The following is a 14,624-nucleotide window of genomic DNA, read 5'->3' on the forward strand; positions in this document are numbered from 1 at the left end:
CCGGCTGCTATGCCCCCTCCTGCCTCAACGCGCCGGCGGCTGGTTCGAGCCGACGGTGCCGAGCGCCATCGGGAAGGCCTCGTCCGGCGACCGCTTGGCCCAATCGCGCTCGGAAATTCCCAGCATGCCGCGGCGCTGGCCCTCGGTCAGGCCGTCCAGGCTGCGCTTCATGTCGATCTTCAACGCCCGGCCGTCGCGCACCACCGTCTCGCCGCCGACCCAGACCTCGCGGATCGGCCGCTCCAGCGCTGTCACCACCAGGCTCTTCAGCGGGTCGCGGGCGGGTACCATGTGCGGGTGCTCCAGGTCGATCGACACGAAGTCGGCCTTGCAGCCCTTCTCCAGCCGGCCGATGTCGTCGCGCATCAAGGCAGCCGCCCCACCCACGGTGGCGGCATGGAAGACGTCCGAGATGCTGGTCGAGCCGATGTCGCCGCTGGCGATCTTGGCCACCGTCAGGGCCCAGCGCATCTCGTCGATCATGTTGTGCGGGAAGGTGTCGGTGCCGATCCCCATGTTGACGCCGCGCTGCACATACTTGCCGAAGTGATGCATCACCATGCCGCCGCGGGCGAACTGGTTGGGGCAGTGGGCGACGCTGGTGCCGCTGTCGGCCAGCCGGTTCAGGTCGCGATGGTCGGGGTTCATGATCCAGGGATGCTCGTCCAGGAAGATGCCGTGGCCGATGATGAATTCCGGCCCCAGCACCCCGAGCGATTCCAGCCATTCGATCGGCGTCTTGCCGTGGCGGCGGAACATCTCGCGATACTCGACGACGCTCTGGGCGGCATGGGTCTGGATCGGGATGCCCTTTTCCCGCGCCACGGCCGAGGCATCGACGAAGAGGTCGGCCGTGCAGGTGTCGACCTGGGCCGGCGCCAGCATCCCCATCAGGCGGCCGGACGGGTGGCGGCGGGCCTGCTCGATCGTCTCCAGCGCGCGGTCGAATGCCTTGCGACCGCCCTTGACGTCCCAGCGATAGAGCACCTCGTGGCCGTTGGGCGTGTACCAGGCGCCCGAGCGGAACGACGGCGCCACGCAGGTGCGGATGCCGGTCGCGGCCACCTCGTCTAGCCAGTTCGGCCGCGGGGCGGAATAGTCGACGAAGGTGGTGACGCCGCTGGTCAGCAGCTCCGAGATCGCCACCTGGGCCGAGGCCGAATAGGCCGGGAAGTCGCCGCGGCCGAACTGCTCGACCTCGGCCTGGTCCTCGGCATCGGCCGGGATGTCCTTGGTCGGCCGGCCGAGCAGGAAGATGTACTCGTAGAGCGAGCTCATCTGGAGCTGGCGGCTCTTCCGCTCCTCGGACAGGCCCTTCATCATCGGCTCGGAACAGGGGTGGGTGTGGATGTTCACCAGGCCCGGGATGACGAAGCGCCCGCGCCCGTCGATCACCGTGTCGGCCGCCCCGGCATAGCCCCGCCCGGCGAACAGGATCTCGCCATCGGCGAACACCAGGTCGGCGTCGCGGATATAGGAGTGCCGCCCGCCCCAGCGCCGCTCCGACGGCGTCTCGGGGTTGGCGCGATCCCAGGCGACGAGCCAGTCGATGTTCTTGATCCAGGTGGTGGGCATGGGGACTCCGGAAGGCAGGGCCGACGCCGCGGGCGGCGCGATCGGAAGCCGGAGTTTACGGAAAGCGCCGCGCGGTTACAGCGCAAACCGACGGCGCGAATCCGGACCGATGGTGGCCGGCCATGCAGGCGCCGGGCCATGACGGGATCGAGTTCGGCTGGCCGGTTCGCCCGGTCGGTCTATACTGCCGCCCACGCTATGCTGACGGCCGCGACGCGCAGCCGCCGCTTCCGTTCCCGCCCGCCATAGGACCTTGCCCGCATGCGCCTCCTGATCGCGATGATGAAGCACGAGACCAACACCTTCTCGCCGGTGGAGACCGGCTGGCAGCGGTTCGTGGAATGGGGTGCCCATCTGGGGCCGGCGGCGCGCGCGGCCTATGAGGGCACGGCGATGCCGATGGGGGCCTATATCGAGCTGGCCAAGGCCGCGGGAGCCGAGATCGTCACCCCGGTCGCGGCCGAGGCGATGCCGAGCGGGCCGGTGGCCGCCGCCGCCTACGACAAGATGGCCGATGCCATCCTCGACGCCGCCCCCGGCTGCGACGCGGCATTGCTCGACCTGCACGGGGCCATGGTGGCCGAGAACACGGGCGACGGCGAAGGCACCCTGCTGGAGCGCCTGCGCCAGCGCTGCCCCGGCCTGCCGATCGCCGTCACGCTCGACCTGCACTGCAATCTGACGCAGCGCATGGTCGACAACTGCACCGCCATGATCGGCTACAAGACCTATCCCCATACCGACATGCATGTCGTGGGCGAGCAGATCGGCCGGGTGCTGATGCGCTCGCTGAAGGGCGAGGTGGCCCCGGTGATGGCCTGGGGCAACCGGCCGATCCTGGCCCAGACGCTGCGCATGGGCACCGACGACGAGCCGATGCGGGCGCTGATCCAACTGGCGCGCGAGATCGAGACGCGCCCCGGCATCCTGGCCGCCACGATCTTCGGCGGCTTCCCCATGGCCGATATCCCGGAGGCCGGCATCTCGGCCGTCGTCGTGGCCGACGGCGACCAGGCGGCCGCCCAGCGCGCCGTTGACGAACTGCTCGACGCCGCCTGGGCCGAGCGCGAGGAGTTCGCCTACCGCCACGAGCCGATCGGCCAGGCGCTGGGGCGCGCGGAGGCCCTGACGGATGGGCCGATCCTGCTGCTCGACCATGCCGACAATTGCGGCTCCGGCGGCAACCAGGACGTCATGACCGTCCTGAAGGCGGTGATGGAACAGGGGTTGGAAGACGTCGCGGTCGCCGCGGTGTGGGACCCGGTCGCCGTCCAGGAACTGATGCAGGCCGGCATCGGCCGGGAAGTGACGATCAAGCTCGGCGGCCGCACCAGCATGCCGGCGATCGGCGCCCAGGGCGAGCCGCTGGAGGTGACGGGCCGCGTGCGCACGCTGTCCGACGGCGACTGGATCGTGCGCGGGCCGATGTACACGGGCGTCCATGTCCATATGGGGCCGACCGCCGTGCTCGACACCGGCAAGGTCAAGATCGTCATCGTCTCGCGCCACCACGAGCCGTGGGACCAGGGCGTCTTCACCTCGGTCGGCATCGACCCTGCATCGACGCGCTACCTGCTGCTGAAGTCACGCATCCACTACCGCGCGGGCTTCGCCCCCATCGCCCGCCACACGATCACCCTGGACGGCGTCGGCGTCACCACGTCCGACAACCGCATCCTGACCTATCGCAACCTGCGCCGGCCGATCTATCCGCTCGATCCCATCTGACCGCCGGGCTCGCCGGGGCGGACGCGGCGCACCCGCACTGGCCGCCCGGCATCGCGCGCCACCGCTGGCGCCTCGCCCGGCTCCTCGTCGGGCGTCGCGGCGGCGGGCGGCGTCTCCGGCGTCGGCGGCAGGTCAATGCCGCAGGCGCGGAGTTCGCGGCTGATCGAGGCCAGGTGGCGCCAGCCATTCTCGCGGTCGCGCCAGGCGGCGGCCCGCTTGGCCGCCGCCCGGCCCAGCGACGGGGCAACGTCGATGAACCGGCGCAGAGCCTTGGCATAGCCCTGCGGCTCATGGGTCGCGACGACGATTCCGGCCGCCAACCCCTGCTCGAGCTGCTCGGACATCCAGCTACCGCCCGGCACGATGACCGGCCGGCCCATGGCGGCGGCAAAGGCGAAGATGCCCGACGCGCGGTCGCGATACTCGGCCGGGTCGTAGGGCATCAGCACCGCGGCCACCGTCTGCAGGTGCCAGATCAGCGCCGTCTCCGGCATCGAGCCCCAGCGGATGGCCACGAGCGGATTATCGGTCAGGCCATCGTCGATGCGGGTTCCGGCCTTCACCCGGTACCGCTCGACGAGCTGGATCAGCAGCCGCATGCGGCCGGCCAAGCCCGCCGCATGGCTGGCGATGTCGGCCAGCATGCCGCCACCCTTGTCGAGCCGGGTTCCGCCGAGGACGGCCACCGTCAGCCGCCCGTCGTCGGGCGGCGCCTCCGGGTCCGGCTTGGGTTCGGCCAGGTCGTACCAGATAGGATGCGAATAGGACCAGGTCGGCTGACGCAGCAAATCGGACATGGCCTGGGCGAGCCGGGCATTGGTCGAATTGACGATGATGCGATCGGCCGGAAAGACCCGCCGCAGCCGGTTCATGGCATAGCGCAGCAGGCCCATGAACTGGTTGGTCGCTTTCGGCTGCTCCTCGCCCGTGCGCAGGCTGTGGAAGCCCAGCACGATCGCCGCCGGTGGCCCGGTGCGCTCGATCGCGATCGCCAGCGCCAGCATCTCGCGGGCGCTGGCCGTCGGCAGCAGGACGACCGCGCCCGCGATCGCCGCTGCCCCGTCCAGCGCCGCCAGGTCGCCCGCCAGGATGGCGCCGCCGTCGATCGCCTCGGCGATGCGCCAGCTCCACGGATCGTCCATCAGCTGGTCGGCCAGCGAGATGGACAGCGCCGCCCGGGCCTGCAGCCGGCGCACCACCACGTCGCTGGCCCGGCGCGGGATGACCATGCTGACCTCGAACCCGAACTTCGGCCCGTCGCGGACGATGCCGCGGGCGAAGTTGAAGTTGTGCATGTCGACAACCATCAGGTTCGAATCGATCACGACCGCGCGCATCGGACCCCCACCCTCGCATTGACGATCAAGCGCCCGGCCCCGCGCACCTACTGGAGGTCCAGGGGGAAGATCGGCCGGCGCAGCCGCTCGAACGGCATGCGGGTATAGTCGCGCGTCGTCAGCCCGCCGCCGTCTACCACCAGGATCTCGCCGGCGATCGGACCGAAGGCAGCGCGGAAATGCTGGGACGACTTCACGACGACGATCCGCCGCTCCACCGGCTCGATGCCGGCGATGCGGAACATGTTGCGGTCCAGGAGCTGCAGCAGGTTGGTCGCGCACAGGATGTCGATGCCGGCGGTGCGCAGGACGGCGATCTGCCCGAGGCTTGCCGCCAGGCCGGCCCACATCGGCCCCTCATGCACATAGTCGCCCGGTCCCACATGCATGACGCGCCCGGTCAGGCGCAGCGGCGGGCCGCCGAACGACGGATCGACCTTGCCGCCGATATCGACCGTGATCTCCGCCCCGACGCCGGCCGCCGCCATCGCGGCCACCGCGTCGGCATCGCGGATCGACCCGAGCGCCACGTCGCGCACGCCCGCCTCCAGCAGCGCCTGCAGCAGGCTGGTCGAATCGCCGTAGGCGCCGCCGCCCGGATTGTCGCCGGTGTCGGCGATCACCAACGGCCGGCCGGCCTCGCCGTGCCAGGCAGCCGCCTGGGCCGCCGCCTCGGCCGGCGTCAGGACCGCACCCGCGCGCTCGGCCCGGCTGGCCCAGACCATGTCCATCAATTCCTCGGCCATCGCCCGCCAGCGCGGGCTGTCGCCGTCGCCCGTGACCGTGACGGCGGGACCGGCGTCGACGATGTCGGCCTTGGCGAAGCCGGCATTGATGCTGATCGACAGCACGCCCGGCTCCTGCTCCAGCACCCGGGCGCGCGCCAGCACGTCCAGCATCGGCCCGGTGTCGGTGCGCCCGCCGGCAACGCCCAGAAGCTGCGGCCGGCGGGCGACCACCGTCACGGGATGGATTTCCCCCGCCGCGGCGCGGCGCAGCAGCTCGGCCGCCGCGCGCCCGCATTCGCGCATGTCGACATGGGGATAGGTACGATAGGAGACGAGCGCGCTGGCATGGGCCGCCATGCGGTCGGAGACGTTGGCATGCAGGTCCAGCGTGACGGCGATCGGCACGCTTGGCCCGAGGATGCCGCGCAGCTCTTCCAGCAACTGGCCCTCGGCATCGTCGTGGGTGTCGGTCACCATGGCGCCGTGCAGGGCCAGCAGCACGCCATCGACGTCGGGATTGGCGCGCGCGGCATCGAGGATGATGCCGCCCAATTCGTGCCACGCCCGGTCGGTCACCTTGCCGCTGGGATTGGCGAAGGTGGCGACGGTGTGGATGACCGACCAGCCCTCGCGGTCGGCCACGTCGAGGAAGCCCGCGATCTCGCTGCTGGTGCCCGCCAGCCGCTCGCGCACCTCGTTGCCGCGATAGCAGAACAGCTTGTGGAAGTCCTCGGTATCGGCCTTCTGGACGCTGAAAGTATTGGTTTCGTGGCAGAACTGGCCGACGATGACGCGCATGGAGGGCTCCGGCAGGGGTCGATGTCAGGGCGCGATCATAGCCTGCCGGCGGTCGCGACAGCGGAGTTTTCGCGATGGCTTTTTCCGATCCGGCACATCTGGCCGCCAACCGCGCCAACTGGGACGAGCGCGTGGCGATCCATCGCCGCGACCGCACCGGCAGCTATCGCACGGCGGCGTTCCTGGCCGGCGACGACGTGCTGCACCCGATCGAGGATGGCGAGCTGGGCGATGTCGCGGGCGCCCGCCTGCTGCACCTGCAATGCCATTTCGGCATGGACACGCTGCGGCTGGCCCGGCGCGGCGCCAGCGTCACCGGGGTCGACTTCTCGCCGGCGGCGGTTGCCGGCGCGCGCGAGATGGCAGCCGCCATCGGCCGGCCCGACGCCCGCTTCGTCGAGGCCAACGTCTACGACGCGGCCGAGGCTGTGCCGGGGCTGTTCGACATCGTCTACACGACCTGGGGCACGATCTGCTGGCTGCCGGACCTGGACGGCTGGGCGCGGGTGATCGCGGCCAAGCTGGCGCCCGGCGGGCGGTTCTACTTCGCCGACGGCCATCCCTTCATGCTGATGCTGGAGCAGGTGGGCGATGCGCTGGTTCCCACCTTCGGCCAGGACACCCCCGTCGACCAGCCGCTCGTCTTCGAGGAGGCGCTCACCTACACCGGCGACGAGACGCGCCTCGCCAGCGCCCGGACCTACGAGTGGATCCACTCCATCTCGCGCATCCTGGGCGCGCTCGGCCGTGCGGGGCTGACGGTCGAGACCCTGCGCGAGCATCGCACGATCCCGTGGCGCGCCTTCCCCATGTGCGTGCCGGCTGGCGCCGGCATGTACCGCCTGCCCGATGGCCAGCCGGCATTGCCGTTGGCCCTGTCGCTGACGGCGCGGCTTGACAGCCGCGGCGCCTAGCGCCGAGCCTGCCGGCCGGATCGAGGGAGAGGACGCAATGGCGGGCTGGAATCTGGAGACGGCGACGGCCGTGCGCGACGCGGTGGCGGCCGGCGAAGTGACCGCGCTGGCGGTGGCCGACGACTGCATCGCCGCCATCGCCGCGCGCGACGGCGAACTCCAGTCCTTCGTCGACTTCGACGCCAAGGCCGCGCGCAAGGCCGCCCGGACGGCACCGGCCGGGCCGCTGTCCGGCATCACCGTCGGGGTCAAGGACATCATCGACGCCGACGGCTGGGCCACCCAGTGCAACTCGCCCATCTATGCCGGGCATCGGCCCAACCGCGATTCCGCGGTGGTCGGCCTGCTGCGGGCGGCGGGCGCCACCATCCTGGGCAAGACGGTGACGGTCGAGTTCGCCTTCGCCCAGCCCGGCCCCACGGTCAACCCCTACCATCCGGGCCATACGCCGGGCGGATCGTCCAGCGGCTCGGCCGCCGCGGTGGCCGCGCGGCTGGTGCATGTGGCGCTCGGCACGCAGACGGGCGGGTCGGTGATCCGGCCCGGCTCCTATTGCGGCATCTTCGCGCTGAAGCCCAGCTTCGGCCTCATCCCGCGGGAGGGCGTGAAGCCCCTGTCGGAATCCCTCGACACCATCGGCTGGTATGGCCGGTCGGTCGCCGACCTGGCGCTGGTCCTGTCGGTCTTCCAGGCCGAGCCGGTGACGCCGCCGCCGCAGCGGCTGCGCATCGGGCTTTGCCTGCAACCGCCCTGGTCGGTCGCGACCGGGCCGATGCGCGCCGCCATCCGCCGGGCGGCCCGCCGGCTGGAAGGGGCTGGCCACATCGTCGCCCCGTTCGGGCATGACGCCCTGCTGGCGCCCCTGCATCAGGCGCAGGACGACATCATGAGCGTCGATGCCGCCCGCTCGCTGCGGCTGGAGAAGCTGCACCACCTGGATCGGCTGAGCCCCCGCCTGCAGGAGCGCATCCGCCGCGGCGAGGCGATCGACGGCACGACCGAGCGCGAGGCCCGCCGCCTGGCCGAGGCGGCCCGGCGCGACCTCGACCACCTGCTGGGCAGTTGGGATGCGATCCTGACCGCCCCCGCCCCGGGCGAGGCGCCCGAAGGGCTGGGCTCCACGGGCGACGCCGTATTCAACAAGGTGTGGACGCTACTGGGCGTGCCGTGCGTCAACATCCCGGTCGGGCGCGGGCCCAAGGGCCTGCCGCTCGGCATCCAGCTCATCGGCCGCCGGATGGACGATGCCCGCCTGCTGGCGGTGGCCGCCAGCGTGGCCGACGTGCTCGAAGCCGAGGCATGAGCGAAAGCGTCATCCGCGACATCGCCCTGGCGGACCATAGCGCGACCCACTACCCCATGCGGCTGCTGTCCGCCGCCACCGTGCCCGGCCACGTGGCGCGGGCCGTGCTGTTCGAGCGGGTGCTGCTGTCGACGCCCCTGTTCTTCCCGGTCACGCTCGACCTTCACGCCTTCCGCGATGCGTTCCAGATCGACGGGCTCTATCTGGCGGAAGCCTACGACGCCGTCTTCGACCCGGCCTTCGCAGCCGGGATCGAAGGACGCCGGCAGGCGCTGGCCGCGGCGCCGCCCGGCGATGCCGACATCTTCGTCCTGGGCGGGTCGAGCAACCATTTCCACTGGCTGCTGGATTTCCTGCCGCGCCTGGCGCTCGCCGCCACGCCGGACGTGCCGGCGACGGTGGTCGTGCATGCCGACTTCCATCCCGCCCAGCGCCCGGCGCTGGACCTGGCGGCCGGGGCCCTCGGGCTGCCGGAACTGAACCTGCGGCCGGTGCCGGACGGGGTCGTGGGCGTCCGCCGCGCACGGATGCCACTGGCGGTCGGGCGCCCTGCCGCGGTCGCCTTCTGGCGCCACGTCCTGGCCGCGGCCGGCATCCCCCACCGGCCGCACCGCCGCCTCTTCGTGCGCCGCGGCAACGTCGAGCGCCGCCGCCTGGTCGACGAGGACGCCTCCGCCCGGTTTCTAGCCCTGCACGGCTTTGAGGCGGTCGACCCCGGCCGGCTCGCTTTCGCCCAGCAGGCGGCCCTCTTCGCCGAGGCGGCGGTCGTCGTCGGTCCGCATGGAGCGGCGCTCGCCAACGCCGCCTTCATGGCGCCCGGCGGCACGCTGGTGGAGTTCGTCGGCCGCGACGCCCCCACCCCCTTCGCTAACCTCGCCAGCGCCGCCGGGCTGCGCTATGGCGCACTCCGGCTCGACACCGCGGGCACGACCCCGGCCGAACACCTCAACGCCGACCTTCACCTGCCGGCGGGTGCCCTGGAGGCGCTGGTCCGGGGGCTATGAGGCGCGAGCCTGCCCGTGGGTTCAGATCACATAGACAAGGATCGCCCCGTCGCTGCCTAGCATCGTGTCGGTGTAGTGCGTGCCTGTCATATCGTCGAAAGTGATGGAGCCGCCGCCGACCTTGGAGAGCGACAGGATGCCGTCGGTGATGGCGATGCTGTCGAGCAGCTTGCCCTTGTTGGACGCAAGCCCGGTGATGGCGACGACATCACCCGACAGCCCCGTCTCGAAGCCGACGATGGTGTCGTCCGTCAGGTAGGCCACCGGGCCATAGACGGCGTCCTTCGCTCCGTCGTTGCCCAGCACGATCCAGTCGCCGTCGGCATCGCCGAACAGGCGGTCTGCGCCGGGGCCGCCCGTCAGCGTGTCGGTACCGGCACCGCCATAGAGCGTGTCGGCCCCCGCCTCGCCATCGAGCATGTCGGACCCGGCACCGCCCTCGAGGCGGTCGCCGCCGTCCCCGCCCTCGAGGCTGTCGTTGCCGACCTCGCCATAGAGCGTGTCGTTGCCGAGGCCACCCTGCATCTCGTCGGCGCCGTTGCCACCCCACAGCGCGTCCTTGCCGCCGCCGCCCAGCAGCAGGTCGTCGCCGTTGCCGCCCTTCAGGGTGTCGTTGCCGCTCTCGCCGAAGATCGTGTCGTCGCCGTTCTTGCCGTCGATGTTGCCGCCGGAGGCGGCCGCCTGGACCAGGTCGCCACCATTGCCGGCGGTCCCCTTGGTATCGACGACGAACATGGCAACGGCGTCCGACAACGGGCCGTCATTGCCGGACACGTCCTCGGCGAAGGCGGTGTAGACGTGCCGGCCGAAGGCGAGCGTCGCCGGGTCGGCCCAGCTCCAGTCGCCGTCCGCATCCGCCAGGACCGTATCGATTTCCGTGCCGTCGCGCAGCAGGTGGACGGTCGACAGGGCCTCGGCCGTGCCGCTGACGATCAGCGAGCGATCGGTCGTCACCCCATCCGGCTCGCCGGTGTCGTCGACGACGGCCAGGATCACCGGTGCCGCCGGCGGCGTGCCGTCGAGCTGGACCGACCAGTTCACCGTCTCGGCCGAGGCGTCGACGTTCCCGGCGAGGTCGACCGCGCGCACGCGCAGGCTGTGGCTGCCGTCGTTCAGGCCGCCGACCGTGTGCGGGTTGCCGACCGTCACGTAGCCGCCGCTGTCGAGCGCGGCCTGGAAGCCGGCGGCGGTGTCGTCGGAGGCGAAGGTGAAGCTGGCCGAGCCCACGGCCTGGACGCCCGACGGCGCGTCGGTGACCGAGGTGCCGGGCGCCGTGCGGTCGACCGTGACGGCGAGGGTGGTGCCCTCGAAGAAGTTGCCGGCGGCATCGGTGATGCGGGCGAAGACCGCATGGTCGCCCTCGACCAGCGTGTCGGTGGCGACCGACCACTTGCCGTCGCCGCCAACGGTGGCGAAGCCGAGCGACAGGCTGTCGGCGAACAGCTCCACCGTCGCCGCGATCTCGCCCGTGCCGGTGAAGGTCAGCGTGTCGGCATTGGTGATGTTGTCGACGCTCGACGCGCCGCTGTCGCTGGCGGCGGCGAGGTCGGGCGCCGAGACGGTGGGCTGGATGGTGTCGATGGTGAAGCCCAGCGTGTCGCCGTCGTCAGTGTTGCCGGCAAGGTCGGTGATGCGGGCGAAGGCGGTGTAGTCGCCTGATATCAGGCTATTGGTCGTGATCGACCAATCGCCGGCGCCATCGACCGTGGCCGCCCCCAGCGTGTCGGTACCCGCGATCAGGAGGACCGTCGCCCCGATCTCGCCGGTGCCCGTGAAGGTCGGCGTGACGTCGTTGGTCTTGTTGTCGGTCGAATCCGCACCGCTGTCGCTGGCCCCGTCCAGGTCGGGGGCCGAGACGGTGACGGTCGTGTCGATGGTGAAGCCCAGCGTATCGCCGTCGGCGCTGTTGCCGGCAAGGTCGGTGACGCGGACGAACGCGGTGTAGTCGCCATCCGTCAGGCTGTCGGCCGATAGGGTCCACTTGCCCATGCCGTTGATCGTCGCACTGCCGAGCGTGACGCTGTCCGCCACCAGTTCCACTCTGGCCCCCGCCTCACCCTTGCCGTTGAAGGTTGGCGTGGCGTCATTGGTGAGGTTGTCGCTGGAACTGACGCCGCTATCGCTGGCGGCGGCGAGATCCGGGGCGGAAACGGTCGGCGCCCCGGTGTCGATGGTGATGTCCAGCGTGTCGGAATCGTCGATGTTGCCGGCGAGGTCGGTGATGCGGGCGAACACCGCGTAGTCACCATCGCTCATGCTGTCGGCATCGATCGACCAGTCACCGTCGCCATCGACCGTGGCGGCGCCGAGCGTGTCGGCGCCCGCGATCAGAAGGACCGTCGCCCCGATCTCGCCGGTGCCCGTGAAGGTCGGCGTGGGGTCGTTGGTCATGTTGTCGGTGGAATCGGCGCCGCTGTCGCTGGCACCGACCATGTCAGGGGCCGAGACGGTAACGGCGGTGTCGATGGTGAAGCCCAGCGTGTCGCCGTCGTCGCTGTTGCCGGCAAGGTCGGTGACGCGGGCGAAGGCGACGTAGTCGCCATCCGTCAGGCTGTCGGCCGATAGGGTCCACTTGCCCATGCCGTTGATCGTCGCACTGCCGAGCGTGACGCTGTCCGCCACCAGTTCCACCGTGGCCCCCGCCTCACCTGTGCCGTTGAAGGTCGGCGTGGCGTCATTGGTGAGGTTGTCGCTGGGACTGGTGCCGCTATCGGTACCAGCGGTGAGATCCGGGGCGGAAACGGTCGGCACCCCGGTGTCGATGGTGATGTCCAGCGTGTCGGAATCGTCGCTGTTGCCGGCAAGGTCGGTGATGCGGGCGAACACCGCATAGTCACCATCGCTCATGCTGTCGGCATCGATCGACCAGTTGCCGTCGCCATCCACCGTGGCGGCGCCGAGCGTGGCGGCACCCGCGATCAGGACGACCGCTGCCCCGATCTCGCCGGTACCCGTGAAGGTCGGCGTGACGTCGTTGGTCTTGTTGTCGGTGGAATCGGCACCGCTGTCGCTCAGTCCATCGAGGTCCGGCGCCGAGACGGTGACGGCGGTGTCGATGGTGAAGCCCAGCGTGTCGCCGTCGTCACTGTTGCCCGCAAGGTCGGTGACGCGGACGAACGCGGTGTAGTCGCCATCCGTCAGGCTGTCGGCCGATAGGGTCCACTTGCCCATACCGTTGATCGTCGCACTGCCGAGCGTGACGCTGTCCGCCACCAGTTCCACTCTGGCCCCCGCCTCACCCTTGCCGTTGAAGGTTGGCGTGGCGTCATTGGTGAGGTTGTCGCTGGAACTGACGCCGCTATCGCTGGCGGCGGCGAGATCCGGGGCGGAAACGGTCGGCGCGCCGGTGTCGATGGTGAAGCCCAGCGTGTCGCCGTCGTCGCTGTTGCCGGCCGCGTCCGTGATTCGAGCGAAGGCGACGTAGTCGCCATCCGCCATGCTGTCGGCCGTGATCGACCAGTTGCCGTCGCCATCGACGGTGGCTGCGCCGAGCGTGTCGGTACCCGCGATCAGGACGACCGTGGCATCCACCTCGCCAGTGCCCGTGAAGGTCGGCGTGGGGTAGTTGGTCAGGTTGTCGGTGGAATCGGCGCCGCTGTCGCTCAGCTCGTCGAGGTCCGGCGCCGAGACCGTCGGCGGGATGGTGTCGGGGACGTCGAGGGCGCCATCGCCGGTGTAGACCGCGACGAAATAATTATCCTTGGTCGACGAAAGCGTCAGGGCATCGCCGCTCGGATCGAAGTCCGCGGTGCCTTTGAAATCTCCGGCGATGTAGACCTTACCCAACCCGTCGAAGGCGATCGCGCGGCCGTGCTCGGCGCCGGTGGAGGTGCCGGGACCCACGACCCAGTCCAGGCTGCCGGCCGCATCGTACTTGGCGACGAAATGGTCGCCGCCGCCGGTCGCGACGAGTTGGACCGTCGCGACGCCGGGGTCGAAATCCACCGTGCCGAAGAAATAGCCGGTGATGTAGCTGTTCCCCGACCCGTCCACCGCGATGCCGTTGCTGGTGTCGTAGGTGGGAGAACTGCCGGGGTGCGCGACCCAGGCCAAGCTGCCGGTGTCATCGTACTTGGCCACGAAATAGTCCTGCGCGCCTGAGGCGACGAGCTGGGCCGTCGCATCGCCGGGGTCGAAATCCACCGTACCCTGGAAGTAGCCGGTGACGTAGCTGTTGCCCGACCCGTCCACCGCGATGCCGTTGCCGTACTCGGAGGCGGACGAACCGCCCGGACCCACGACCCAGGCCAGGCTGCCGGCCGCATCGTACTTGGCGACGAAGTGGTCGTGGTCACCGGTCGCGACGAGCTCGGCCGTTCCGTCGCCGGGGTCGAAATCCACGGTCCCCTGGAAGTTGCCGGTGACGTAGCTGTTGCCAGACCCGTCCACCGCGATGCCGTAGCCCTGCTCGCCGTCGGACGAGCCGCCAGGACCCACGACCCAGACCAGGCTGCCGGCCGCATCATACTTGGCGACGAAGTGGTCATCGCCGGTCGCAACCAGCATGACCGTGGCGGCGCCGGGGTCGAAGTCCATTGCACCGTCGAAATAGCCGGTGACATAGCTGTTCCCGGACCCGTCCACGGCGATGCCGTTGGTGTAGGCATAGTAGCCGTCCGTGGTGCCGGGAGCCACGGCCCAGGCCAGGCTGCCGGACGCGTCGTACTTGGCGACGAAGAACTGGTCGGCGCCGTCGGTCGCGACGAGTTCGACCGTCCCGGCGCCTGGGTCGAAGTCCACCGTCCCCGCGAAGTAGCCGGTGACGTAGCTGTTCCCTGCCCCATCCGCCGCGATGCCGTAGCCGTACTGATACTCGCCGGCCTGACTGCCGTGGCTCGCGACCCAGGCCAGGCTGCCGGTCGCATCGTATTTGGCGACGAAGAAGTCGTCGTCGCCGGCCGCGACGAGTTGGACCGTCCCAGCGCCGGGGTCGAAATCGACCGTGCCTCGGAAGTAGCCGGTGACGTAGCTGTTGCCCGACCCGTCCGCCGCGATACCTGTAGCGTCGGAAGTCCCGCTGCCCTTCCCACCGATTGCGCCGAATGCCATCTCAGTCCCCGCCCCTTTCGACCGCCGGAGCCTGCCGGCGCGATCATTCTTGCGGCGGGACGATTGATGTCGGCCAGCGCTGACCAGACTTTAACTTCAGCTTATGACTTCGTCGACCGGGGAGCGGCCCTGTGTGGAAGGCGCCGTCGTCGGGGCGGCACCGGGCAGCAGGCGGATCAGGCCCGCCT

The 14,624-nt window shown here is 70.4% G+C and carries 8 protein-coding genes; 4 read left to right on the forward strand and 4 right to left on the reverse strand.

All coding sequences use genetic code 11. The features are described from left to right. Positions 1-24: 24 nt before the first annotated feature. Positions 25-1,575 carry an amidohydrolase family protein gene (locus STVA_RS18505; protein WP_123693342.1) on the reverse strand — a complete coding sequence of 517 codons (1,551 nt, stop codon included), beginning with the start codon at positions 1,573-1,575 and terminating at the stop codon, positions 25-27. A gap of 261 nt (positions 1,576-1,836) precedes the next feature. Between STVA_RS18505 and STVA_RS18510 the strand changes: the two genes are divergently transcribed. Further along, entirely contained in the window at positions 1,837-3,303 is a 1,467-nt protein-coding gene (locus STVA_RS18510) for a M81 family metallopeptidase (RefSeq protein ID WP_123693340.1), read from the forward strand. On the opposite strand, the gene STVA_RS18515 is transcribed toward STVA_RS18510, so the two are convergent. Both STVA_RS18515 and STVA_RS18520 read right to left on the reverse strand, forming a co-directional pair. Continuing rightward, positions 3,282-4,640 carry a glycosyltransferase family protein gene (locus tag STVA_RS18515; RefSeq protein ID WP_123693338.1) on the reverse strand — a complete coding sequence of 453 codons (1,359 nt, stop codon included), beginning with the start codon at positions 4,638-4,640 and terminating at the stop codon, positions 3,282-3,284. The two genes, STVA_RS18510 and STVA_RS18515, sit on opposite strands and share 22 nt — an antisense overlap. 47 nt (positions 4,641-4,687) lie before the next feature. Then, positions 4,688-6,166: a M81 family metallopeptidase gene (locus tag STVA_RS18520; RefSeq protein WP_123693336.1), complete on the reverse strand. Its 1,479-nt coding sequence runs from the start codon at positions 6,164-6,166 to the stop codon at positions 4,688-4,690. Between the two features lie 74 nt (positions 6,167-6,240). Here STVA_RS18520 and STVA_RS18525 point away from each other — a divergent pair, with 74 nt between their 5' ends. The 3 genes from STVA_RS18525 to STVA_RS18535 are packed head-to-tail and all read left to right on the forward strand — an operon-like array spanning position 6,241 to position 9,387. Continuing rightward, the gene (locus tag STVA_RS18525) at positions 6,241-7,080 is read left to right on the forward strand and encodes a class I SAM-dependent methyltransferase (protein ID WP_123693334.1); all 840 of its coding nucleotides are present in this window, start codon (positions 6,241-6,243) and stop codon (positions 7,078-7,080) included. A gap of 37 nt (positions 7,081-7,117) precedes the next feature. Further along, entirely contained in the window at positions 7,118-8,383 is a 1,266-nt protein-coding gene (locus STVA_RS18530; RefSeq protein ID WP_123693332.1) for an amidase, read from the forward strand. Further along, positions 8,380-9,387, forward strand: coding sequence for a glycosyltransferase family 61 protein (locus STVA_RS18535; RefSeq protein WP_123693330.1), 1,008 nt, complete (start codon positions 8,380-8,382; stop codon positions 9,385-9,387). Before STVA_RS18530 ends, STVA_RS18535 begins: the two co-directional genes overlap by 4 nt. A 21-nt stretch (positions 9,388-9,408) precedes the next feature. On the opposite strand, the gene STVA_RS18540 is transcribed toward STVA_RS18535, so the two are convergent. Next, entirely contained in the window at positions 9,409-14,436 is a 5,028-nt protein-coding gene (locus tag STVA_RS18540) for an Ig-like domain-containing protein (RefSeq protein WP_123693329.1), read from the reverse strand. Positions 14,437-14,624: the final 188 nt, after the last annotated feature.

The sequence above is a fragment of the Stella humosa genome, assembly GCF_006738645.1.
GTDB classification, from domain to species: domain Bacteria; phylum Pseudomonadota; class Alphaproteobacteria; order ATCC43930; family Allostellaceae; genus Allostella; species Allostella humosa.

Coding starts and splice junctions, on each gene's coding strand:
- STVA_RS18520 (WP_123693336.1), bottom strand. CDS start 6,166: ATGCGCGTCATCGTCGGCCAGTTCTGCCACGAAACCAATACTTTCAGC.
- STVA_RS18510 (WP_123693340.1), top strand. CDS start 1,837: ATGCGCCTCCTGATCGCGATGATGAAGCACGAGACCAACACCTTCTCG.
- STVA_RS18540 (WP_123693329.1), bottom strand. CDS start 14,436: ATGGCATTCGGCGCAATCGGTGGGAAGGGCAGCGGGACTTCCGACGCT.
- STVA_RS18505 (WP_123693342.1), bottom strand. CDS start 1,575: ATGCCCACCACCTGGATCAAGAACATCGACTGGCTCGTCGCCTGGGAT.
- STVA_RS18535 (WP_123693330.1), top strand. CDS start 8,380: ATGAGCGAAAGCGTCATCCGCGACATCGCCCTGGCGGACCATAGCGCG.
- STVA_RS18525 (WP_123693334.1), top strand. CDS start 6,241: ATGGCTTTTTCCGATCCGGCACATCTGGCCGCCAACCGCGCCAACTGG.
- STVA_RS18530 (WP_123693332.1), top strand. CDS start 7,118: ATGGCGGGCTGGAATCTGGAGACGGCGACGGCCGTGCGCGACGCGGTG.
- STVA_RS18515 (WP_123693338.1), bottom strand. CDS start 4,640: ATGCGCGCGGTCGTGATCGATTCGAACCTGATGGTTGTCGACATGCAC.